Annotated in this window: 20 protein-coding genes; 14 read left to right on the top strand and 6 right to left on the bottom strand. The window is 44.8% G+C overall.

Going from position 1 to position 24,279, the window contains the following annotated elements; all coding sequences use genetic code 11:
• The first annotated feature begins 17 nt into the window (after positions 1 to 17).
• On the top strand, positions 18 to 788 hold the full coding sequence (locus NST45_RS19640; RefSeq protein WP_036675696.1) for a class I SAM-dependent methyltransferase: 771 nt from the start codon (positions 18 to 20) through the stop codon (positions 786 to 788).
• A 724-nt stretch (positions 789 to 1,512) separates the two neighbouring features.
• Here NST45_RS19640 and NST45_RS19635 read toward each other — a convergent pair.
• On the bottom strand, positions 1,513 to 1,671 hold the full coding sequence (locus tag NST45_RS19635) for a hypothetical protein (protein ID WP_036675694.1): 159 nt from the start codon (positions 1,669 to 1,671) through the stop codon (positions 1,513 to 1,515).
• Positions 1,672 to 1,804: 133 nt separating this feature from the next.
• Positions 1,805 to 2,761 carry a winged helix-turn-helix transcriptional regulator gene (locus NST45_RS19630; protein WP_036675692.1) on the bottom strand — a complete coding sequence of 319 codons (957 nt, stop codon included), beginning with the start codon at positions 2,759 to 2,761 and terminating at the stop codon, positions 1,805 to 1,807.
• 376 nt (positions 2,762 to 3,137) lie between these two features.
• Here NST45_RS19630 and NST45_RS19625 point away from each other — a divergent pair, with 376 nt between their 5' ends.
• From NST45_RS19625 to NST45_RS19600, 6 genes are all read left to right on the top strand, one after another.
• On the top strand, positions 3,138 to 4,508 hold the full coding sequence (locus NST45_RS19625) for an arabinan endo-1,5-alpha-L-arabinosidase (protein WP_076101286.1): 1,371 nt from the start codon (positions 3,138 to 3,140) through the stop codon (positions 4,506 to 4,508).
• Positions 4,505 to 5,980 carry an alpha-N-arabinofuranosidase gene (locus NST45_RS19620; protein WP_076101285.1) on the top strand — a complete coding sequence of 492 codons (1,476 nt, stop codon included), beginning with the start codon at positions 4,505 to 4,507 and terminating at the stop codon, positions 5,978 to 5,980. The genes NST45_RS19625 and NST45_RS19620 overlap by 4 nt, the downstream gene beginning before the upstream one ends.
• A 4-nt stretch (positions 5,981 to 5,984) precedes the next feature.
• Positions 5,985 to 6,257: a DUF6171 family protein gene (locus NST45_RS19615; RefSeq protein WP_076101283.1), complete on the top strand. Its 273-nt coding sequence runs from the start codon at positions 5,985 to 5,987 to the stop codon at positions 6,255 to 6,257.
• A gap of 31 nt (positions 6,258 to 6,288) precedes the next feature.
• The gene (locus NST45_RS19610; protein WP_076101288.1) at positions 6,289 to 7,566 is read left to right on the top strand and encodes a glycoside hydrolase family 27 protein; all 1,278 of its coding nucleotides are present in this window, start codon (positions 6,289 to 6,291) and stop codon (positions 7,564 to 7,566) included.
• A 12-nt stretch (positions 7,567 to 7,578) separates the two neighbouring features.
• Complete coding sequence (locus tag NST45_RS19605; protein WP_036675689.1) at positions 7,579 to 8,544, top strand: family 43 glycosylhydrolase; 966 nt, start codon at positions 7,579 to 7,581, stop codon at positions 8,542 to 8,544.
• A 102-nt stretch (positions 8,545 to 8,646) separates the two neighbouring features.
• Positions 8,647 to 10,205, top strand: a protein-coding gene (locus NST45_RS19600; protein ID WP_094903917.1) for an IS3 family transposase whose coding sequence is annotated in 2 segments (ribosomal slippage) — positions 8,647 to 9,280 and positions 9,280 to 10,205 — 1,560 coding nt in all. Because the reading frame shifts where the segments join, the coding sequence is not laid out codon by codon here.
• Between the two features lie 93 nt (positions 10,206 to 10,298).
• Here NST45_RS19600 and NST45_RS19595 read toward each other — a convergent pair.
• Positions 10,299 to 10,826, bottom strand: a complete 528-nt coding sequence (locus tag NST45_RS19595) for a hypothetical protein (RefSeq protein WP_076100626.1) — start codon at positions 10,824 to 10,826, stop codon at positions 10,299 to 10,301.
• 236 nt (positions 10,827 to 11,062) lie between these two features.
• Here NST45_RS19595 and NST45_RS19590 point away from each other — a divergent pair, with 236 nt between their 5' ends.
• On the top strand, positions 11,063 to 13,738 hold the full coding sequence (locus tag NST45_RS19590; RefSeq protein WP_076100625.1) for a YhgE/Pip domain-containing protein: 2,676 nt from the start codon (positions 11,063 to 11,065) through the stop codon (positions 13,736 to 13,738).
• A gap of 82 nt (positions 13,739 to 13,820) precedes the next feature.
• Here NST45_RS19590 and NST45_RS19585 read toward each other — a convergent pair whose 3' ends face one another.
• Positions 13,821 to 14,795 carry an aldo/keto reductase family protein gene (locus NST45_RS19585; RefSeq protein ID WP_076100623.1) on the bottom strand — a complete coding sequence of 325 codons (975 nt, stop codon included), beginning with the start codon at positions 14,793 to 14,795 and terminating at the stop codon, positions 13,821 to 13,823.
• A gap of 66 nt (positions 14,796 to 14,861) precedes the next feature.
• Between NST45_RS19585 and NST45_RS19580 the strand changes: the two genes are divergently transcribed.
• Complete coding sequence (locus tag NST45_RS19580; RefSeq protein ID WP_051490864.1) at positions 14,862 to 15,569, top strand: SGNH/GDSL hydrolase family protein; 708 nt, start codon at positions 14,862 to 14,864, stop codon at positions 15,567 to 15,569.
• Positions 15,570 to 15,610: 41 nt separating this feature from the next.
• On the opposite strand, the gene NST45_RS19575 is transcribed toward NST45_RS19580, so the two are convergent.
• Positions 15,611 to 16,381 carry a DeoR/GlpR family DNA-binding transcription regulator gene (locus NST45_RS19575; protein WP_036675683.1) on the bottom strand — a complete coding sequence of 257 codons (771 nt, stop codon included), beginning with the start codon at positions 16,379 to 16,381 and terminating at the stop codon, positions 15,611 to 15,613.
• A 241-nt stretch (positions 16,382 to 16,622) separates the two neighbouring features.
• On the opposite strand from NST45_RS19575, the gene NST45_RS19570 reads away from it, so the two are divergent.
• From NST45_RS19570 to fucU, 4 genes are read left to right on the top strand one after another with little or no spacing between them, the layout of a single operon-like run.
• Entirely contained in the window at positions 16,623 to 18,389 is a 1,767-nt protein-coding gene (locus NST45_RS19570; protein WP_036675680.1) for an L-fucose isomerase, read from the top strand.
• Between the two features lie 29 nt (positions 18,390 to 18,418).
• The gene (locus tag NST45_RS19565) at positions 18,419 to 19,864 is read left to right on the top strand and encodes a rhamnulokinase family protein (RefSeq protein WP_076100621.1); all 1,446 of its coding nucleotides are present in this window, start codon (positions 18,419 to 18,421) and stop codon (positions 19,862 to 19,864) included.
• Positions 19,865 to 19,884: 20 nt separating this feature from the next.
• Positions 19,885 to 20,535, top strand: a complete 651-nt coding sequence (locus NST45_RS19560) for a class II aldolase/adducin family protein (protein WP_038569477.1) — start codon at positions 19,885 to 19,887, stop codon at positions 20,533 to 20,535.
• Between the two features lie 11 nt (positions 20,536 to 20,546).
• Positions 20,547 to 20,975 (top strand): L-fucose mutarotase, encoded by a 429-nt coding sequence (gene fucU, locus NST45_RS19555; RefSeq protein WP_036675675.1) that lies wholly within the window; start codon positions 20,547 to 20,549, stop codon positions 20,973 to 20,975.
• Between the two features lie 76 nt (positions 20,976 to 21,051).
• On the opposite strand, the gene NST45_RS19550 is transcribed toward fucU, so the two are convergent.
• Positions 21,052 to 23,043, bottom strand: a complete 1,992-nt coding sequence (locus NST45_RS19550; protein WP_076100620.1) for a beta-galactosidase — start codon at positions 23,041 to 23,043, stop codon at positions 21,052 to 21,054.
• Between the two features lie 264 nt (positions 23,044 to 23,307).
• Here NST45_RS19550 and NST45_RS19545 point away from each other — a divergent pair, with 264 nt between their 5' ends.
• Positions 23,308 to 24,279, top strand: coding sequence for a sugar ABC transporter permease (locus tag NST45_RS19545; RefSeq protein WP_036675672.1), 972 nt, complete (start codon positions 23,308 to 23,310; stop codon positions 24,277 to 24,279).

The following is a 24,279-nucleotide window of genomic DNA, read 5'->3' as shown; positions in this document are numbered from 1 at the left end:
TAGAAAGCGGTGTAATTGTGTCTTCCTATGGGAAATTTGCTTATGTATACGATGAGCTTATGGCAGATATGCCGTATCCAGATTGGATATCCTTTGCTGAAGCCGCATGGAGTAAATACGGCAAGCCGTTAACTGTAGCCGAGCTTGGCTGTGGTACAGGGAGTATTACAATTCCTTTGGCGGGTTCAGGATACCATATGACCGGAATCGATTTATCTTCTGACATGCTCTCAGTGGCACAGCGCAAAATGGAGGAGCATCCCCAGGGACGGCGCTTTTTGCGTGAAGGCAGTGTTCGTTGGATTAGACAAAATATGAAGGAATGGGAGCTTCCGGAGCTGGTGGATTCTGTGATTTCCTTTTGTGATTGTCTGAATTATGTGTTGGAAGAGGATGAGATCAGCGCTGTTTTTGCCAGTACCTATGCAGGGTTAAAGCAAGGCGGAACCTTTCTGTTCGATGTGCATCATCCAAACACACTAATTCGTTATGAAGAAGAACAGCCCTTTATTCTGGACGAGCCATCTGTGTCTTATATTTGGACTTGTGAGATGGATGTTCCACGCCGCGAAATTGAACATCATCTGTCCATTTTTGCCCGTGAAGACGGACATAGCGATCGCTATCGCCGATTCGAAGAGACCCATATTCAGCGCGCCTACGATCCTAACTGGATGAAGGAAGAGCTGCTTAAGGCTGGGTTTAGTGATGTGAAGATCTATGCTGATTTCGAGTGGGTAGAGGCAGAAGATGATGCTGAACGATTATTTTATGTAGCTATAAAATAAATATTCAAAATGCTAAGAGGGGCTGTCCCATAAGCTATGAAAATAGCTGCTGGGACAGCCCCTTTTTTGACCTTAGCTGATTGCTGGCGGAAGCGAGTGGAATACTGCTGTTGGGAGCACCTAGGTTGACGCTGCCGGAAACAAGTGTGTTTCCGCTATCGAATGCTCATGCATTACCGCTGGCGTGAGCGTGTGGGTTCTCGCTCTCGAAAGCTCATATATTGCCGCTTTGCGGAAGCGTGTAAGTTCTCGCTCTCGAATGCTCATGCATCGCCCTTTTCGGATGCGTGTAGGTTTTCACTATCCAACACACATACATGCACAACTACCATCAGATATACGTATTAGTAGTAGCTATCGGACACAGCGGACCTTATACGCAGCATGGGTGCTATCGGACTCCATTGCAGCTATTGGCTTGAAAAACGTCCAATATTGGTCATTTTCCAAGGGATAGCGTCACTGGAGTCCGAAAACATGCTCCAAGGGCTAAAAATATGCAAATAACGTCATTTGGGTCCGTGAGCCACGTGAGATACATGTGAGATGATGGAGACAAGGTTGGAGTAACCAGCCAGCGACCCAAACATAAACAGCGATTCTCCGATATCAGGAGAATCGCTGTTTTTATGACTTCATTCGTTGGAGCAGCTTGTAATTGCGCCAACATAATAAATACAAAATAAACCGGGCAGTGTTCATACCACCCGGCATCTTCCAATCCTTACCGATGCTCAAACAGATCAATGGCACCCAATACGACATGAGCCAGACCAAATCCAAGTACGCCTGTTGCTGCCATCTTATACTTGCTTCCAAGAAAAGCGGCGCTAGAAGCGGTTACGACGGTTCCAAGAACAGCGGGAATTAGACCTTCACGCATTCGAAACACTCCTTCTCGGTGGTTTGGGAGACAAAGTTATTATGGTTCAATATCGAAAAAATATACGAAGCACAAAAAGACCCTAAATCAGCGTTAGCTGAATTTAGGGTCTTTTTATTTAAATTAGGGTTGGTTACTCTGCTATTATAACAGCGTTACGAGGGAGGCCCTCTCCAACTTCATGTACATCATACAACACACGTGCCAGTAGGTCCTGGCTATAATTGCCGAAATGTTTTCCGTAAATCGTGAGTCCACGTTTGTTTGTAGGCTTGTCGGTTACTGCGATACGGAATGTGAGTTCACTTTTGTAATCCAATTGGATATCATCAAGGGTCACATCAGAAATCCGACAGCCATCAATGAAGCTGCCTTCATTATTGATACGGATCAGCTTCAGCATGCCGTATTGGTTTAGGTGCGGAGGCCACCAATCGGGGTTAAAAGTTCCCCGGGTATCTCCGAAATCGCCAGGGCTAGTCCAGAATCCGATTTCAATTCCATTTAAATAGAAATAAAGGTCGGACGGATAGTTATCGTTAGACCCAGGAGCTTCAGAGCCGATCTCCATCGAGAACTGAATTTCGCGGAACGTTTGGTTGGCTTTAAGGTAGTTTGGAATTCTATATTCGAGGAACCCTTCAGCCATCCAAATAATTTCGGATTCAATTCGCTGCGGATCTGCAAAATAACGCGGCTCGTCGAAATCCCCGATGATGCTATCTTTGGTAGCCAATCCACAAGTTGGAACAGCCTGATAGTTGCTGTAATGACCTACTTGAATTTCTACTTCGTAAAGATTATCAACATCCTTGCTGCGAAGGTCAACAATAAGCTTGTCCTTATTTAAATAGCAGACCTTTTGAATACCGTGTTTGCCCACTGATGTGTTTATCTCAATGAGACCGCTTTCTTCTAACTTTTTAATATGCATGGTAATGGCGCCGTTGCTGAGGTTCAGTTTTTTGGCAATTTCATTCAGGTTCAAGGCTTGATTGGTGGCAAGGAGCTCTAAAATGAGGATTCTGATTTCTGAGCTTAGTGCCTTGAAAATTTCTAATCCACTCATTAAATCTTTAATATAGATCATTTTATCAATACCTTCTTCCGATTACGTCATAAATTATACTATTTTATAAAATTATAAACTAATAAGGCATATAAATAAAGTATACTTCCTTATTTTGTAGAATGGTCAAATATAAGAGGGATTTTTGGCATGATTTTCTTTTGATTTAGTAAAATTTAAACAAACAAAGGATTAAACTAAAGAAAAAGACGATTATTTCGCCATCATTCATTTATTTCGAGTTTAATTTCATATAAATATAAAAAGGTTTATAGAAATATATTTACAAGGCTTTTTATATATGTTATTTTATATTGTAAGCGAATACATATTTTTTCATTTTAAATTTAATATTTATTGCTGCTCAATCTGTTGCTATTTCTGAGGTGATAATTTAATGGTAAAAAAGACAACAGATCTTGTCTTTCCATGTTCCCCAGGGAACATGCCAATGTATGATCTATCAGTGATTGATATTGAGTCTTTATGGACGCTTCACAACACACATGATCCAGGCATTATTAAAACAGATGAGGGTTACTATGTTTTTTCTACCGATATAAGAGTCGGAGGAGAATTACGTCCAGGCGTAATGGTTCGAAAATCACAGGATCTTATCCATTGGGAATGGGTTCATTATGCGCTGCCGGGAATTCCCCGAGTTGCGAAGGAATGGGCAGGGGCTACTAATTTATGGGCACCCGATGTGGTGAAATACGGTGATCAGTATCGAATGTATTACTCGGCCTCATCTTTTGGAAGTAGACAATCGCTAATCGGACTTCAAACTTCATCTTCTATTGAGGGACCTTGGACCGATGAAGGTGTGGTGATTCAGACGCGTGCTGAAGATTCACTGAATGCGATTGATGCAAATGTGCTTACGGATGCAGATGGACGGATGTGGATGGTGTATGGTTCTTTTTTTGGTGGAATTCATATCATTGAGCTGAATGCGGAAACGGGCAAACCGAAGCAAGAAGGTTTTGGTACGCTGATCGCTAAACGGGATAACACCATTAAAGATGGAGCAGTTGAAGGACCGTACATAGTGTATAACGAGCAATTCAAAAAATACTATTTGTTCGTCTCCTATGACTCCCTGTTTGAGGATTATAACGTTCGTGTCGCTCGTGCAGATACTATTACCGGCCCATATGTGGATTATAACGGACGAGATATGAGTGATAGTGCGCATCAACCCCGATATGAGGTCGGCAATAAAATACTGGGTGGCTATCGCTTTGGACAAGATCCAGGTTGGATTGCTCCCGGCCATAACTCAGTTCTTCATGAGGATGGCAGCTATTATATAGTTCATCATGCACGTGGTGAAATCGATAAACATTGGTCCTATTTACAGGTTCGTCGAATTCTGTGGACAGAGGATGGTTGGCCTGTTGTATCTCCAGAACGGTATGCGGGTGAAGTGGAACAGGATATTCCAGAACAGCTAATCGCAGGACAGTGGGAATGGATTGTAATGGACCCCTCAGTGGATGGCCAGATTCAGTCTGCCCTCATAAGTCTATCGTCTGACTTTAAGCTGGAAGGTGCGAATGGAAAGGGAAGCTGGTCTTTTGATGGACGCAGAGTCCTGACCTTGGTCTGGAATGACGTTATCGAGGGTAAAGGCCGGATAGAGAAGGTGCATTTGCTTCCGTCATGGGATTGGGAGAAAGAAACTCAGACCCTTGTATTTACTGGATTAAATGAAAATGGAATTTCCATCTGGGGTAAGCAAAAGAATGGAGAAGAGAATAGATGACTACTATCAAGCTACATGCAGGTAAAGGAATTAATAAGATTAGCAAGTATCTATATGGTCATTTTGCCGAGCATTTGGGCAGATGTATCTATGATGGGATCTATGTGGGGGAAGATTCGCCGATTCCGAACACCAAGGGCTTTCGCAACGACATCCTAGCAGCACTCAAAAAAGTTAATATTCCTGTCCTTCGTTGGCCGGGGGGCTGTTTTGCCGATGAGTATCATTGGAAGGATGGCGTCGGTCCAAAAGAAACCCGTAAGCGGATGGTGAATACGCACTGGGGCGGTGTCGTCGAGAATAATCATTTTGGGACTCATGAATTTTTTGAATTATGTGAGTTGCTGGATTGTGAACCATATATCTGCGGGAATGTTGGCAGTGGCACTGTTCAGGAGATGTCGGAGTGGGTTGAATATATGACCTTTGAAGGCGAATCACCGATGGCGGATTGGCGTCGTGAAAATGGGCGTGAAGAGCCGTGGAAGTTGAAGTATTTTGGTGTAGGTAATGAGAACTGGGGCTGCGGCGGCAATATGCGTCCAGAATATTATGCGGATTTGTACAGACGTTACCAGACATATGTGCGTAATTATGGTGAAAATCAGATCTATAGAATCGCTGGTGGCGCCAACGTTGATGATTATAATTGGACAGAAGTGCTAATGCGCGAAGCTGGACGGTTTATGGATGGTCTCAGTCTTCATTCGTATACGATTCCTGGAAGCTGGGAAGAGAAACGTTACGCTTTAGGTTTTGACGAAGCCGAATGGTTTGAGACTATGCAAAAAACCTTGCATATGGATGAACTGATTACCAAACATTCAGCGGTAATGGATAAATATGATCCGGATAAGCGGGTTGGAATGATTATAGATGAGTGGGGAACCTGGTTCTTAAATGAACCTGGTACGAATCCGGGGTTCCTGTATCAGCAGAATACACTCAGAGATGCATTGGTAGCAGGGGTAACGCTGAATATTTTCCAAAAGCATAGCAGTCGTGTGCAAATGGCGAATTTGGCTCAAGTGGTCAATGTACTGCAGGCTCTTATCCTGACGGAGGGCGACAAGATGATTCTAACGCCTACCTATCATGTATTTGAAATGTACAAAGAGCATCAGGATAATGAACTGCTTGAAGTAACTGTTGAGAGCCCTGATTATACGTTTGGGGAGCTAACAATTCCACAGATTAGCGTTTCTGCTTCTCGCGATACGAATGGCAATGTATATGTTTCTCTCTGTAACTTGAGCCATAATGACAGCGCATCGCTAAGTATTGGTATTGAAGAGGTTACCTTTAGCAAAGTGACAGGTCAGATCTTAACGCATTCCGTGCTGGGTGCGCACAATACGTTTGAGGCACCGGATACAGTTACTCCAGTAGCTTTTGAGGGTGCATCTTTATCGGGTGAAAAGCTGAGCTGCGAGCTTCCACCTGCTTCTGTAGTAGTCTTGACTCTGGAATAATATCATGTCAGAGAATCAAGAAAAAAACCGTCGCTGCAAAAGCTGTGATGAGAACATGAGAATAAGCCCAGAAAAACTGGAGCGTTTAATAGAAATAGCCACTAGAGAAAGACCCTTAGCGCCGGAGGAGCAATATTTGCAGCGTATTGAACATTGCCGAGATTGCTCTGGCCTGCAATTTGGTAGCACTTGCCGTTATTGTGGCTGCCTCGTAGAGGTGAGAACAAGATTACAGGACTCTACTTGCCCTTATCCCTCGGCACCTCGCTGGGATTGAATACTAAGTTTTTGAAAAGGACGTGAAAATCATCAAACAAAATTTGTTAGCTGCTACGCCCCCGATGGGCTGGAATAGTTGGGACTGTTACGGAGCCAGTGTAAATGAAGAAGAAGTAAGAGGCAACGCAGAATATATGGCTACCCATTTGAAGGACTTTGGTTGGGAATATGTAGTTGTGGATATTCAGTGGTATGAGCCTGGAGCGAATTCTTCGCAGTATCGCAACTTTGTACCGCTGGTTATGGATGAGTACTCCAGACTTCAACCTGCTGAGAACCGGTTTCCTTCCGCAGCGGGAGGCAAAGGGTTTGCGCCACTCGCTGAATATGTGCATGGATTGGGTTTGAAATTCGGCATACACATTATGCGCGGAATTCCGCGTCAGGCTGCTCATGCGGCCAGTGCCATACTAGGATCTGAGCAAACCGCACGCGATGTGGCTCACCCAAATTCTATTTGTCCATGGAATACGGACATGTATGGAGTAGATGCTTCAAAAGAAGGCAGTCAGGCGTATTATGACTCGCTGTTCCAGTTGTATGCCAGTTGGGGTGTGGATTATGTGAAAGTGGATGATATTGCCGCTTCTCGCATTTATGGATACCACAAAGAAGAAGTTGCTATGATCCGTAAGGCTATTGACCGCAGTGGTCGCGAGATGGTGCTCAGTCTTTCGCCTGGACCTGCTCCAGTGGAAGAGGCTGAACACTTAGCCGGACACGCTAACCTTTGGAGAATGACCGATGATTACTGGGATCATTGGCATTTGCTGCGCGGGATGTTTGAGCGCTGTGAGAAATGGGCTCCTTATGTGCAGCCGGGCCATTGGCCGGATTGTGACATGCTGCCGTTAGGTCATCTGGGCATTCGTTCTGTAGATGGCGGGGGAGACCGGTTCACGCGGTTTACTCATGACGAGCAGGTCACCATGATGACACTTTGGAGTATTTTCCGCTCCCCGTTAATGTTTGGAGGAGAACTTCGGGACAATGATGATTGGACATTATCTTTATTGACCAATAAGGAAGTGCTTCATCTGCATCGTTATGGTAAAGGCGGCAGACAGGTAGCGCTAAATGAGGAGCATGCGATCTGGACATCTGAGGATGAACAAGGAAACCATTATGTAGCTTTGTTTAATCTTAGCGATGAAACATTAACGCTTAAGGTATCATTCGAGCAGCTTAATGTTTCAATTCCTAATACTATACGTGATCTATGGCAGAGCCGCGATTTGGAAGTAGTTAACGAAGGTATTTCTCAAACTCTTCCACAGCATGGTTCTGTATTGTTAAAGTTTAAATAGAGGAGAGAGATTATGAATACGAGTGTAGAATATAAAAATCCATTGGTGGAGCAACGTGCTGATCCATGGGTATATAAACATACAGATGGTTATTACTACTTTATTGCTTCTGTTCCAGAATACGACCGGATCGAAGTGCGGAGAGCAACAACAATCGAGGGATTGGCTGCTGCAGAACCGGCTGTAGCTTGGCGTAAATATGAGACGGGTCCGCTTAGTGCAAACATTTGGGCACCAGAGCTCCATTATATTGACGGGAAATGGTACATTTATTTCGCAGCGGCGCGTACTACGGAGACGAAGGATGGATTATTCGATCACCGTATGTTTGCTCTTGAGAATGAATCTGCCAATCCTTTAGAAGGAACATGGGTAGAAAAAGGCCAGGTGAAAACCGCTTGGGAATCCTTCGCTTTGGATGCAACCACCTTCCAGCACAAAGGAAAATTGTATTATGTATGGGCACAGAAGGACCTGAATATTGAGGGGAATTCTAATCTGTATATTTCTGAAATGAGTAATCCATGGACGCTAACGGGTCCTCAGACGATGATTGCTACTCCTGAATATGACTGGGAAATTATTGGGTACAAGGTAAACGAAGGAGCTGCAGTGCTTAAACGTAACGGCCGTATCTTTATCAGCTTCTCGGCTAGCGCTACGGATTTCAATTACTGCATGGGACTTTTGGTTGCGGATGAAGACAGCGATCTGCTGGACGCCGCTTCATGGACCAAACTGCCGGAACCGGTATTCCAGACCCACGAAGAGAATGGACAATATGGTCCGGGTCATAACAGTTTTACTGTAAATGAAAATGGGGAAGATGTACTCATCTACCACTGCCGCAATTATAAAGAAATTACTGGCGATCCGTTGTATGATCCGAACCGTCATACTCGTGCTCAAGTCTTCCATTGGAATGAAGATGGTACGCCGAATTTTGGGGTTCCCGTTAAGGATGCTGCTAAACAATAATTCGTTGAGTATATAAAAAAGAGGGTTACTCATAATGATATGCTCCCCATATAGTAGACAGGTGAAATAATAAAAACCTGTCGCTGTATGGGGAGCATTTTTATGGAACAAAAAAAGTATACAGCACTGGAAAAGTTAACGATTCTCCAAGAAATTGAACGGGGCGACATTGGTTTGAAAGCTGCGGCCCGGAAGTATGGAATATCCAAAAACTCTATAGTGAAGTGGCGGCAACGTTATCAATTGTATGGATACGAAGGGCTGGAAGTCCGAAGCTACAATCGTACGTATTCTGCAGAACTTAAACTCTATGCCGTTAAGGATTATCTCGAGGGAGGATTGTCGCAAAACCAAATCATCTGCAAGTATAAGATTGCAAGTGCAACCCAACTCGCCAACTGGATTAGGAAGTATAATGGTCATAGCAACAGCTTAACAGCTCATTCAGGAGGAACTAAAGCTATGACCAAAGGACGCGTAACCACTTGGCAGGAACGGATAAATATCGTGCTGTACTGCCTTTCGAACGGAGAAGACTATGCGAAGGCGGCAAGCCATTTTCACGTGTCTTACCAACAAGTATATAGCTGGGTAAAGAAGTACGAAGCAGGTGGTGAAGAGGCATTACGAGACGGTAGAGGACGCACCAAAGCGCCTGAAGAACTTACGGAAGCAGATCGCCACAAACTCGCGATGCAAAAGCTGGAATACGAGAATGCACGCCTGCGTGCGGAGAATGCTTTTCTAAAAAAGTTAGAGGAACTCGAAAAGAGGAGGCGTTAAGAACCATTCGCCAGGTGAATATCTACCTGGCCATTCAGGCTGTTCAGCAGGAACAGTCTTGCTCCATTCGGCTTTTGTGTGACATCGCAGGGATTTCACGGTCAAGTTATTACAAATGGTTGAATCGCAAACCCAGTTTTCGAGAGGCTGACAACGAGAAACTGACAGAGGCCATGCTCCTCTTGTATGAGAAGGTGGAACGAACCTTTGGGTATCGCCAATTGACCCTGCATTTGCGCAGACAAATGGATAAATCTATTAACGCAAAGCGAGTGTACCGGCTGATGAGATGCCAAGGTATCCAGTCAGTCATCCGCAGAAAGAGAAAGAAGTATGTAGGCTCCACGCCTCAGCAGGTTGCAGAGAATGTGCTGAACCGTAATTTTGAGGCTGAAGCTCCAAACCAAAAATGGGTAACGGATGTAACGGAATTCAAATACGGCAACGGCAAGAAGGCGTATTTAAGTGCAATAAAAGATCTGTATGACAAGTCCATTGTTGCTTACGTTCTGGGTCATTCCAATAATAATTCGCTAGTTTTTAACACACTGGAATTAGCTTTGCAGGCAGCACCGGAGAGCCGAACCTTACTCCATAGCGACCGTGGTTTCCAGTATACCTCTCTGCATTTTAAGAAGATGCTGGACGATGCAGAACTGAAGCAAAGCATGTCCCGAGTAGGCTGCTGCATTGACAATTCGCCGATGGAATCCTTCTGGGGAACATTGAAATGTGAGAAGTACTACTTACATACCTACCAGACCTTTGAAGAACTCCAAACAGATATTGATACCTACATTCACTTTTATAATAACGAACGGTTACAGGCAAAACTAAACGGCCTCAGTCCCATTGAATTTAGGACTAAGGCCGCTTAAACTACTTTTATTTTTTGTGCTGTCTACTTGACGGGGTGCAGTTCATAAGCCATGTAGATGGCTGCTGAGTAACCCTCTTTCTTATGTTGCACCTTAAGGTATATATTGTTGAACGATCGAAGTAATTACGCCGTCCTGAATAGTGATGTGATACGGGAACTGGCTCAAGTCGATGACATCCGTATTATTAAATTGATCCATAAATTGCTGTAAGGTGATGGACTCATTCCAGTTGATATCCAAGTCTTCCATGTTGCCAGTGTGATCAAAAACTTGCAACGTCACTGTGGCGTTATCCGCTATCGGATAAGTTGTTAGAGTATCAACATCATTTACAATATAATAACTGTCTGGAGCTCCGCCGATTTCTGCTGCAGCTTCTGGATCTCTTTCAGCAAAGATTCGATCGGCATCAGCACCCTGATACCAGTTTATTTCATCGGTCGTACCGGAGAGCTTGCCATGGTCGGATTCAATAGTATGAAAGTAAACTGTTTGATGCTGGGTCTTGTCACTATCTTGCGCATCTACCCGTGTTCCAACGGTACTTGCAGAAGTAATGAGGGAAAGAAACAACAGAACAACAACCGGTAACACATACGCTGACTTTTTCTTAAACATTATTAATCTCCCCCTTGAGATATGTAAGACGTTGTATAAAACTTATTACCCGCTCCGTTTTTTCTTAAACGGGTTATATATTACTCTTTACGTGAAATGAGCAGTTTTTGTTGCATTTTTTTAAAAGTTTTTTTAAAAAGCAATGAGAAGTCACGAGTTCCCTAAAATGAATAGTAAAAGCTTATCTCCTCGGGCATATTAAAATATCAAAACATGCAGATTAGGGGGAGCAGCGAATGGGCGGAATACTACGGATTTATAGGAACGATTGGCGTAACTTATTCAGAGTTCCTGTGGCCGTATTGCTGGTTGCCGCTTTGGTGGTATTGCCCTCCGTGTATGATTGGGTGAACGTTGCGTCAGTATGGGATCCTTATAGCAATACTTCTGGCATTAAAATTGCTGTTACCAGCTTAGATGAAGGTACTAAGGTGCAGGAGAAGGATTTTAATATCGGCAATGAGGTCATGGAAAGTCTTCGGAGCAATAAAAACCTGGGCTGGACCTTTGTAGATGCAGAGACTGCACATAATGGTGTCAAACGCGGAGACTACTATGCCAGTATTGTTATCCCTGCTAATTTCTCCAAACGAATGACTGGAATTCTTGAAGGAACGATTGTGAAACCAGAGATCGAATATACCGTCAATGAGAAAATAAATGCGATTGCTCCTAAAATCACGGATAAGGGCGCCACTTCAATCACCACACAGATCAGTGAGAATTTCACGGAAACGATTAGTGAGACGGTATTTACTGTTTTAAGTCAAATCGATAAGGAATTTCAATCTGAATTGCCCATTATACGCAAGGTAGAAAAAGGATTGTTTAAATTAGAGGCGAGCCTGCCAGAAATTGAAACCGCAGGTAAACGTGTATTGAAAATTCAGGAAAATTGGCCGCAGATTCATGCTTCAGCAGAGCGTATTTCCACATTGGAGAATAAGCTGCCAGAGGTGGAAAAAGCGGGTGAGGCTTTAGAGAAAATTGCTGAGCATTGGCCGCAAATCGCGAGTACCTTAGATCATTTAGGGGGGCTACAGGACAAGCTGCCCAAGATTGAAGAAGCGGCACAGCTAATCGTTCAACTTGATAACCATTATGGTGAAGTTGAACAGATCATGGCTCAGGCCTCGCAAGGTCTTACGGAAGCGCATAAAATCGTTAATGCTGCCTTAACAGCACTGCCTGAGGCAGAAAAGATTGCCACTGCCGGAAATGATTTTGTTCTGGAACTTCAACAATTTTTGGAGAAGAGCAGTGCTGCATTTGAAGCTGTTCCAGCAGCTATCAAACAGAATCTTAATCTCCTACAGCAAACGGAGAACTCAGTGGTCAAGCTTGCTGAACAGTTAAAGGGAGAGGATAACGAGCCGCAAGCTGTACGTGAGCAGCTGGAGGTACTCTCAGCACAGTTGGCTGCAGGAAGCAGCGTGATTGAACACACACTTTCTATGTTAAATGCATTGAACACATTTTCGCCTGAAACAGTGTCTATTGCTGAGATTGCGGCATTGAAAGGTGTGGACAGTGTTTTGAACAGTCAGAAGTCTTTGGTAAATGCTATGACGGCTGACCTTCAGAATAAGGAAGACGCTGATTCCAGTGCAATTAACGAATTGTTCCTAAAGTCAGGTCTTGGGAAGCTGGCGATTGCGAAGCTTATCTCAGGGTATGATTCCTCGACAATCCCTGCCATAAAAAATACACTGGAGCAAATAACTTCGGCGGCAGATGTCACAGCCACCGCATTGCAGCAGGTGTCAGATCGCTTACCCGCGCTGGGTACCCTGCTGGAAGAGACAGTGTCGGCGATTGAGTTTGGGCAGACAAGCTTAGCTAGTCTGCAGCAGGATTTGCCAGCTATACGCGAAGCGGTCCACACAGCAGCCAGTGGGGTTGCCGATCAGACCCAGGGCTTTGCTGCCTTCATCCGAGATACACTTCCGCTATTGGAGAGTAGCTTGCCTACTGCAGGGGAAAAGATACAGCAAGCTGCGAACTTCGTGCGTCAGGATCTGCCTACTGTAGAAGAGCGGGTTCATCAGGTCTCGGAGTTGATTCGTACAGGACTCCCCCGTGCGGATAAAGGAGTGGCGCTTGCCGCAGATTTGGTGAGAAATGATCTTCCAGTACTGGAAGACTCGATTCGAAAAGCCGCTTCCACGATCCGCCAAATTAAAGAGGAGATTGATCTGGGGGAGATTGCACAACTGCTCGGAGGAGATATTAAGAGCAAAAGTGATTTTTTGGCCAATCCGGTAGTGTTAAAAGAGAATAAGTTATATCCCATTCCGAATTATGGCTCGGCAATGACTCCTTTTTATGTGGTACTTTCCTTATGGGTCGGAGGCACACTGCTTGTCTCCCTTCTCCGCACAGGTGTGGATACGGGTGGGCTAACGTACAAAAGATATCAATTGTATTTTGGCCGCCTGCTGACCTTCCTTACGGTGGGAATTCTTCAGGGGCTGGTGGCTGTCCTTGGCAACATTTTTATTCTGCACTGTTATGTGGTGAATAAGGTGTGGTTTGTACTTTTTGGAGTCTTAATCAGCATCGTGTTCGTAACCATTGTATTTACGCTTGTCGCTGTATTTGGCAACCTGGGAAAAGGAATAGCGATCGTGTTCATGGTGCTTCAATTCTCTAGCTCCGGCGGTACATTTCCGATTAGTACGACAGGGCGTTTTTTTCAAATATTAAATCCGTATATGCCGTTTACCTATGCAATTAGTCTGATGCGGGAGGCGGTTGGGGGAATTCTGCCAGAAGTGGCGATTCGTGATGTGATCTATCTGATTATCTTCGGTGTGCTGGCACTCTTGCTGGCATTACTCCTCAAGAAACCACTGGAGCCTTTTATCCATAAGGCTTCTGAACAAGCCGAAGAGTCTAAATTGATTTCTTAAAGAAAAAGAGGATGTGCCTAAGCCATGGTGATGGCTTTTGGCACATCCTCTTTTGTGTACTATATGGCAAGTGTGCAATAGGTTATCTTGCAGGAGCAAAATCAGCTACTGGCTTAAGAATCTCCTCGATCTGCTGTAAAGTATCAGCGGAGAGTACCGCATCTACAGCTTTGGCGTTTTCTGCAACTTGTTCTGGCTTACTGGCACCAATTAATGCTGAACTTACACCAGGCTGGCGCAGGATCCAAGCCAATGCCAATTGCGAAAGCTTCAGGTCTAAACTGTGAGCGAGTTCATCCAGCTGTCCAACCACAGACAACACATCATCACGGAGGTAGCTGGAGATTACACCATTAACTGAATTATCCGCAGCACGGGTTCCTGCTGGAGGTTGTTGCCCCGGTTTATATTTGCCAGTCAGAATTCCTTGCGCCAGTGGAGAGAAGACCACTTGGCCCAGCCCCTCACGCTGGGATACTTCAAGGACCTCGTCTTCAATATAACGTTCGAACATATTATAGATGGGTTGATTGGAGATCAGTGGACGCAGATTCAGTCTGCGGCTGATACCAGCAGCATTAGAGATTTGGGCTGCGCTCCATTCGCTAACAGCGGAGTAGAGAATCTTGCCTTGAACTGTGAGATCATCCAGTGCGCGTAGAGTCTCCTCTACAGGGGTCTCTGTATCGAAGCGATGACAATAATATACATCAATATAATCAGTGCCTAAGCGGCGGAGGCTGGCCTCACATTGCTCCATAATATGCTTGCGGGACAAGCCACGGTTATTAACATCGTCTCCCATGGGGAAAAAGACCTTTGTGCTTAGCACATAAGATGATCTTTCATAGGAACGTAGAGCAGCACCCATCGCTTTTTCGCCTTCGCCACGGTTATATGCATTAGCCGTATCAAAGAAATTGATACCGCATTCAAAAGCTTTGCTTATACAAGCATCGGCTGCCTTTTGCTCTGCTGCGGTTCCATATGTAAGCCAACTGCCTAGTCCGATCTCACTGATTTTGAGCCCTGAATTGCCTAGTCTTCTATATTTCATTTTTCTCTTTCCTCCTTGTATTCTATATGATAACTTTACTTGTATTATAGGAGACATTCAAGTTGAATGATTAATATACTAGTAATCAAGGAGATGAAAGATTCAATGACTAATCCAGCTACTAAAAAATCAAAAGTGATCTTATTTCAGGGTGACTCCATTACGGATGGGAATCGAGGTCGTGATGAAGACCCGAATCATATTCTTGGACATAGCTATGCGTATATCATCGGAGGCAAGCTAGGGAATGAGCGGGCAGAAGAAAATCTGGTATTCTATAACCGCGGAGTGAGTGGAGATCGAATCTCCGATTTATATGCACGCTGGAATGAAGATGCAATTAGCTTGCAGCCTGACATCATTAGTATATTGATTGGGGTAAACGATATTTGGAGAATGATGAAAGGGGAACCAAGTGGAGTTACGGACCGTTTTGAACGCGCTTACCGTCACGTACTTGAAGAAACACGTGAAGTTCTGCCACATACGAAGCTGGTTTTATGTGAGCCTTTTATTTTAAATACCGGAGCTCCAGCTGAACAGTGGACAGAATGGGAAGCGAAGATTACACATTATCAGGGAGTGGTTAAGCAGCTGTCTGAGCAATTTGATACGGTTTATGTACCTCTACAGGATGCTTTCAACGCAGCTGCAGAGAGAGCAGAGGCAGCCTATTGGCTGTGGGACGGCGTTCACCCGACGACTGCCGGGCATGATCTGATTGCTGGGGAATGGCTGAAGGTCGTTTTGGAAAGTGGTCTTTTAAACAATTAAGTTATAAAGTCATTATCTCTCTTTATCTATGCACCTACTGATCACTCAGCGGGCGCATAGATAAGAGATACATGGTAATTATTTAAGAAATCGATCCATTCCTCAGAAGGCTTCTGATCTGTAACGATATAATCCACTCTATCAAAGCTGAACAACTTAATGAACGCGGTCCGGTCAAATTTGGAGTGATCTACGAGCAGAACCACTTTATTCGCCTGCTGCTGCATAAGCACCTTCAGTTCGCTTTCTTCTTCATTTGAATCACTTAGACCGCCTGTCATGGACAATGCTTTACAGCTGAATATGGCTACATCCACATTATATTTTCGAATTGTCTGTGAAGCGGTATTTCCAACAAAGGAGCTGGTCTCGGGGCCTAAAATTCCACCTGTGGAAATCAGCTTTTGACCGGAGTGTTGAAATTCAGATAATACCACCAGAGAGTTCGTAATAATTGTCAGATTGTTTTTCTCCTCAATAATTCTACGCAAGGCTTCAAACACCGTTGAGCTCGTATCCGTCACCAAGCTGTCTCCATCATTGATTAATTGCAGTACATTATCGGCTATGATTCGCTTCGCTTCAATATTGACCTGATGCCTGCTGGTATAGGAAGGATCTTCATTGGTATGGGCGTTGAGAATGGCTCCACCATAATTTTTTTTGGCAAGACCTTCTTTGTCCAGTTTATCTAGATCCCGTCGAATGGTCTCTTCCGAGACGTTGAATTTTTGCGCTAGCTCTGCGACATGGACCTTCTTCTGTCTGTAAAGCTCTTTAATAATTAGATCCCGTCGTTCAAATGCTTTCATTCGTTCACTCACCTTTATATATAAATCGTCTGCTTTCTAGTGTACTACATTGTTGTTTAAATCTAAAAATAATTACATATTCACATAAAACCACAATATATAATAATTATATCACATAAAACCACACTTTTGTTTAGGTAATATGTTGTTTTGTGTTGACTAAAGCGCTTGCAGATTTTATGATGAAGGAGAAATAGATCTATTAACGATGACTCTAAGATGATCTTGAGGAGGAACGGCATTGATAGAAAACTATCCGAAAATTGGTATCCGCCCAACCATTGATGGCAGAAGAAGAGGCGTTCGTGAATCGCTGGAAGAGCAAACGATGGGCATGGCTCAGCGGGTGGCTAAGTTTATTGAAGCGAATTTAAGGTATCCAAATGGGAGTCCTGTAGAGTGCATCATCGCCGATTCTACGATCGGTGGTGTTAAAGAAGCTGCTGCGGCGGCTCAGAAATTCTCCGGGGCTAACGTAGGGGTGTCGATCACCGTGACGCCTTGCTGGTGTTATGGCTCAGAGACAATGGATATGGATTCATCCATTCCGCATGCCGTGTGGGGATTTAACGGAACGGAACGGCCGGGTGCTGTGTATCTAGCTGCTGTTCTCTCTGCGTATGCTCAAAAGGGAATTCCTGCGTTTGGTATCTATGGTGAAGATGTTCAAGAGTCTAGCAGTGAAGAGATTCCAGCGGATGTGCAGTCTAAATTGCTACAGTTTGCTAGAGCAGGCTTAGCAGTTGCTCAAATGAAGGGGAAATCATATTTATCTATGGGTTCTGTTTCGATGGGGATTGCGGGTTCCATTGTGAATGAACAATTTTTCCAAGAGTATCTGGGCATGCGCAATGAATATATAGATATGTCTGAATATGTCCGGCGCTTTGAAGAAGAGATTTATGATAAAGAGGAATTTAAGCGGGCGCTTGCCTGGACTAAAGAAAACTGCCAAGTTGGCGCTGATAATAATCCGCAGCATCTGCAAATCAGTGCAGAAGAGAAAGAGAAGCAGTGGGAGACTTGTGTGAAAATGACATTGATCGCCCGCGACCTGATGATCGGCAATCCGGTTCTCGCTGAGCTTGGTTTTGAGGAGGAAGCTAACGGCCACAATGCAATTGTTGGCGGTTTCCAAGGCCAGAGACAATGGACGGACCATTTCCCTAACGGCGATTTCATGGAGACGATGTTGAATTCTTCTTTTGACTGGAACGGCAAACGGGCACCTTATCTCGTAGCGACAGAGAATGACAGCCTGAATGGGGTAACGATGTTGTTCAATTATTTGCTTACAAATACAGCACAAATTTTTGCTGATGTCCGAACCTTCTGGAGTCCCGATGCCGTTAAGCGAGTGACGGGTCATCAATTGGAGGGAGAAGCAGCTCACGGAATACTGCATCTGATCAACTCTGGTTCGGCAGCGCTTGATGGCACAGGTGAGCAGAGGATAGAGGGTAAGCCTGCAATCAAACCGTTTTGGGAGATTTCAGACGAAGAGGCTGAGGCTTGTCTAAGCAATACACAATTCCGGCCAGCTTCTCAAGAATATTTCCGAGGAGGCGGCTTCTCTACCGATTATTTAACCAAAGGCGGAATGCCGGTTACTATGGCTCGCTTGAACCTGGTGAAGGGGCTTGGACCTGTTCTTCAGCTTGTTGAAGGTTACACTGTAGAGCTGCCTGAAGAGGTTCATCATATTTTGGATCAAAGAACAGATCCGACCTGGCCGACGACCTGGTTCGCTCCTAAGCTAACTAACAGTGGTTCATTCCAATCGGTATATGATGTCATGAATAATTGGGGCGCGAATCATGGGGCGATAAGTTATGACCATATCGGGGCGGATCTAATTACGCTGGCGTCGATTTTGCGTATTCCAGTAAGTATGCATAACGTTGAGGAATCACGTATTTTCAGACCACGGGTGTGGTCGTTATTTGGGACGGAGAATCTGGAAGGAGCAGATTACAGAGCCTGTCAGAATTTCGGACCGCTATATTAAAATCTTCTTGTGAAGCAGGTGTGCGTGAAATGGGTGATACGATTAAGCTTCTGGCTATGGATCTTGGCGCCAGCTCCGGAAGAGTGATGTTGGGATTGTATGACAGTAACACCCTTCGCATGGAAGAAATTCATCGGTTTGCTAATACCCCGGTGTATATTGGCGGGCATTTGTATTGGGATGTTTTGAAGCTCTTTCACGAAATGAAAAAAGGAATCCAGAGAGCTTATAGGGCGCGTGGAAAATTGAGGTCTCTAAGCGTGGATACGTGGGGAGTCGATTACGGTTTTATTGATAAAAGAGGGATGTTGCTCTATTCCCCCCATCATTATAGGGATAAGAGAATGGGAAGTCATCGTCAAGGGTTGGAGGTACTGCTTCCGCCAAGGGAGCAATTTAGCGTTACTGGTATTCAACCGAGCTTGATTAATACGGTTTATCAGCTGTTTGCTGATTTTCAGGATAATGATTCTCTGCTAGAGGTCGCAGATACTATTTTAATGATGCCAGACCTGTTCCACTATTTGTTCTCTGGTATCGCGGCAGCAGAAAGCACGATTTGGAGTACAAGTGGCTTAATGGACGCTGTATCTGGTGAAGTCTCTACTGAAGTATTTAGCAGGCTTAGTATCCCGGTTAGCCTAGTGCCACAACAGGTTCAATCGGGGACGGTCATTGGTCCTATCCTTCCGGTAATTCAAGAGGAGCTTAGCGTTGGTCCAATGGAGGTAATTGCGGGTGCTTCTCATGATACGGCTTCAGCAGTAGCTTCCATTCCGTATTCTCTTAAGGATAATGCAGCATTTATAAGCTGTGGAACATGGTCGATAGTGGGTATGGAGACGCCTGAAGCTGTCATTACAGAGAAAAGCTATGAATACGGATTCACAAATGAGCAGTGTTACGGCCAATCTAATCGTTTGCTCAAAAATATAACGGGACTATGGATTTTGCAGGAGCTGCAAAGGAATTGGGCAGAAGCGGGAAAATACGTCAGCCAAGGCCAAATGGTTGAGCTAGCTGAAACCATAAATCATGCCCCAGCAATTATTGATCCGAATGATGAACTGTTTAGTACACCCGGTGTGATGACCCAACGGATTAGAGAATATTGCGAACGAACAGGCCAGCAAGCCCCCTACACGAAAGCTGAGATTATTCGCGTCATACTTGAGAGCTTAGCAGAGTCCTATCGCCATACGATTAACGAAATGGAAGAGATCACCGGCAAAAAAATCAATATCATTCATATGGTCGGTGGTGGGATTCAGAATGAACTGCTCTGTCAGCTTACCGCTAATATTACGGGGAGAAAAGTTGTAGCAGGGCCTGTGGAAGCTAGTGCAATTGGCAATATAATTATTCAACTGGCTGCCCTAGGGGAATTGGAAATCTCCGAGGGCAAGCAGGTAGTGGAAAGATCTTTTGCCTTTAAGACATATCAGCCTTCTTTGATGAAGGTTTGTGAAAAATAGGATGCGAGGAGAGAAACCCTATGGATACATTGGAACAAAAATTACGTTTGCAGATTTGTGATATCGGGAGAAACCTGTTTAATAAAGATTTTATCGCGGCTAATGATGGGAATATTTCTGCTCGCTTATCAGAGAATGTAATTCTGACTACCCCCAGAGCGGTGAGTAAGGGATATTTAGAGCCTCATATGCTTGTGAAAGTGAATTTGCAAGGTGAAGTCCTTGAAGCAGCTGAAGGCTACAGACCCTCAACGGAAGCGAAAATGCATCTAAGAATTTATAATGAGCTGCCAGAGATGAAGGGTGTGGTCCATGCACATCCCCCGTATGCTACTGCATTTGCCATAAAAGGTGAGGCGCTCGACAAGATGATGATGCCAGAGTCGGTGATCATGATCGGAGATATTCCATTGGCGGAATATGGAACACCATCGACGGAAGAAATTCCAGATTCACTGATGCCTTTCCTGGGCAAAAAAACTGCGGTCCTGCTCGAGAATCACGGAGCCCTTACTTGGGGAGAAGATGTTATGGAAGCATATCTGAACATGGAGCGGCTTGAGTATACCGCCAAGCTCACCTTCATTACCCGGATGATTGGCGGGGAGAGAGAATTGCCGCAGCATCGGATTGATGAGCTGGTAGCGTTGCGATCATTTTATGGGAAGTAAAGAGGTGCCTTATGTTAAAAGGAATTCCTAAGCTGCTCTCTCCGGAGCTGGTGCGCATTCTGATGGAAATGGGTCATGGGGATGAGCTTGTATTGGCTGATGCGAATTATCCCGGACATTCGTTGAATCCGAGGGTACTGAGATATGATGGCATCGGTATTCCTGACCTGCTGGATGCCATCTTAGAGTTGTTACCTCTGGATCATTATGCAGAGCAACAGGTGGCTTTTATGGCAGTGGTGGCTGGAGATCCAACTGTACCGGTCATCTGGTCCACATACGAGACTATCATTGCCAAACATGATGCTGAAGCGACGATTAAACATGAGGAACGTTTTGATTTCTATAACCGTTCTAAGCAAAGTTATGCGGTTATAGTTACTGGTGAAGAAGCATTGTATGGGAATGTTATTCTTAAAAAAGGCGTTATTAAAAGTTAAAAATAACGGAAATGAAGCCGCTAACCGCTTGGGTGACCAAGGAGTTAGCGGCTTTTTATGCTGTAAGGATAAGTATTTATAACCGGATTACTCTGTACTCATATGCACCAAGGGAGAGGGGGCCGCAGGCCACGGATTTGCCTGAGAGAACATCATGTCCGTCCCGCGGGAGTGTGAGACTTCCCCCGTGTCCATCCATATTTACAATGGTCCACACTTCGGTACCTTGGTCATTGCTTCTAGGGCAGACAAGGGTTCCCTTAGTGACATCACTGCGTACGGTAACACCAGTACGTTCTGCATAATGATCAATAAGTTTACATAACATTAGGTCACCTTCTTCACCGGCAGGCATTGAACCCAGCATAACAATAGTACCTTGTCCGTAAGGCTGCTCCGTCAGGAAGGACAAACTCGGTGTCACCCCCTCCGTAATCATTCCGAGACTGGAAGCGGACTCTGAAACGGGTTCAAAAACAGAACTCCACATGGACAAGGGAGCAGATACCCCAAAAGCGTGTCCAATCGTGCCTGTTAATTCCAGCGGATAGATAAACTTAGTTTTGACTCCTGCTAATCGCTCCAATTCCCCAAGTCCGGCATTCCTATGAAGGGTATGCTCCTTCGTTCGTCCTCCGGTAAGAGGACCGACAATCCAAATCCCGCCAGCTGCTGTGAAGGCCAGCGCACTTTCCACATACTCGGGGGACAAATAATGTACGAATGGAGTGAATAACAGCTTGTATCCGGTTAAGTCACCGCCTTCGGGCAGCAGATCCCGGTGAATACCCATATGTAGAATTCTTTTGTAGAAATCGCCCAGCAGACTACGATAATTTAGCTTTCGATGAGGTTCAGTTGCGAGATAAGCTTTGGTTCTGTCCGAATATGTAATCGCAACATCTGCCCGAAGGGGCCGGGTGGAGAGCATAATTTGTTCAATTTCTTGCCGTGCTTGATTGGCCTCCAGCACATTATCGTACCCTAGAGCGGGTTCTCCCCAGGCACTAAGGATCGAGCTATGTGTTTGTTCACTTCCGGAAGTATGCTGGCGCCAGAGCCAATAGCAAAATGCACCTGCACCCAGCGCATAGGCGGCAACCGCTTCTGCCTTCAGATATCCGTTCGGATGTGGCACACCAAAACTTACTAGAGATGCGGCAAACGAGGGTCCTGTCTCCATTATCCAGAAATCTTTTCCCGGCTTGAAATTTCGCCATAGATCACAGTTAAGCAGATAAGCATGCATATTTTCCTGTGAGGCATAAGTGTCGTAGGCGGCAAAGTCGAGATTCTGAAATAGCCGCTCATTATCTAGATGAAAAGCGACACTGCTGTTGTGGGTAATTGGTGCTGAGGAGTGGCGGCGGATAATATCAGCCTGCTCATCGGCGAATTCAGCGATTTTTTCCATTGAAAATAAGCGGTACATCGTCCGCAGAGATGAATTGTGGAGGAAAGGTGCGGGTCCTGGCTGTGGCACCTGATCAAAACGTTGATAAGTTTGGCTCCAGACGCCTGTTCCCCATGCCTCATTCAACTTTTCAATGGAGCTGTAGCGCTGCTGCAACCAGATATGCCATAAGCCTTTACAGGTCTCACACATGCACTCCGCCACATGCGCTTTAAATTCGTTATCGAGCTGCCAGGCGGTTAACCCCGGAAGTGCTCCGGTCTCCTTGGCAATATGCTCCGTAATGATGGCAGCCCGCTCACGAAAATAAGGATTGTTCGTACAGATATGCTGCCGTGCTCCATGTCCCATTACCGTTCCGCTCTCATCCACATAACAGCGCTCAGGATGTCCATGGGTAAGCCAAATGGGGGGTGTAGGTGTCGGCGTACACATTACTGTGTCAATTCCGTTTCTATGTAACCTTTCGATATATTTCACGACGGGACGGATATCAATCTTATCTTCTTCTGGCTCCAAGGCAGACCAAATGAATTCTCCGATTCGTACGATATTAATCCCCGTTTCTTTCATTAGGAGGATGTCCTGCTCAAGCACCTCTTCACTCCATAGCTCGGGATACCAAGCAGCACCATAGTATAACTTGTTCTTCAATTCAGCTCCCCCTTTAAGGCAAACATTTGCTGGAAATCATCACTTGGAATCATAGGTTGTTAGGGTCTTGCGGGCAATAGTAAACTTTTGCGCGGTTTGGACTTTTTAGATAAAATGGGATTTTTAGCTTATATAGAGCGTTCAAAAAAGTCCGATTGCTGGAAAAAATCACTAGCAGCATAATAGGAGTCGCAGTAAGGGTGATTGCAGTAATCCATGGCTACAGTAATCGCGAGCTGTACATGACAAATGGAGGTGAACAGGATGAAGCACGTAACAGTTCCGGGAACTGCAGAACAACAGCCAAAACCGCAGACCTATCGAAATATCCGGGTAAGAAGATGGAAACGTTTTAAACGTGATAAATGGTTATATATTCTGCTGCTCCCTGGAGTCCTTTATTTTCTTGTTTTCAAATATGTTCCGATGTGGGGCGTGCTGTTGGCTTTTAAGAATTACCAGCCGTTTCTTGGTTTTCAGAAAAGTGAATGGGTAGGTTTTGAGCATTTTCGTGTTTTTTTCCAGAATCCCGATTTCTTTATGCTGCTGCGCAATACGTTATTGTTATCGTTTTATAATTTGATTTTCTTTTTTCCGGCGCCGATTATTCTGGCACTGCTTCTAAACGAAATACGGCTTTCCTTCTATAAAAAGACGATACAAACGATGATTTATGTTCCGCACTTTATATCCATGGTCATTGTGGCCAGTATGAGCTATGTATTTCTAACTACGGAAGGCGGGACTGTAAATGAGTTTTTGTATACGTTTACAGGCAGGAAAATAGACTTTCTAGCTAATCCCGACTGGTTCCGTCCATTGATTATTCTCCAGACGATCTGGAAGGAGTGCGGTTGGGGGACAATTATATTCCTGGCAGCGCTGGCCGGTGTAGATGTGGAGCAATATGAGGCTGCGGTAGTAGACGGTGCGAACAGGTGGCGGCAGATTTGGCATATTACATTGCCTGCTATTCGCAGTACAATCGTTATTTTACTTATTCTTCGGATGGGAACGATTTTGGATAACGGTTTTGAACAAATTTATTTAATGATGAATGCTCTTAATCGTGAAGTAGGGGAGGTGTTCGATACCTATGTATACGCACTGGGAATCACCCAGGGAGCTTTTAGCTACAGTACAGCTGTTGGATTATTCAAATCAATAATCGGTGTGACGCTTGTGCTCGGGACGAATTGGATCGCCAAAAAATTTGGTGAATCCGGACTTTATTGA

Origin of the sequence: Paenibacillus sp. FSL R7-0163, from assembly GCF_037969975.1 — a bacterium.
GTDB lineage: Bacteria > Bacillota > Bacilli > Paenibacillales > Paenibacillaceae > Paenibacillus_AQ > Paenibacillus_AQ odorifer.
The sequence above is the reverse complement of the archived record's forward strand: the minus strand, read 5'-3'. Positions and strand labels throughout refer to the sequence as shown.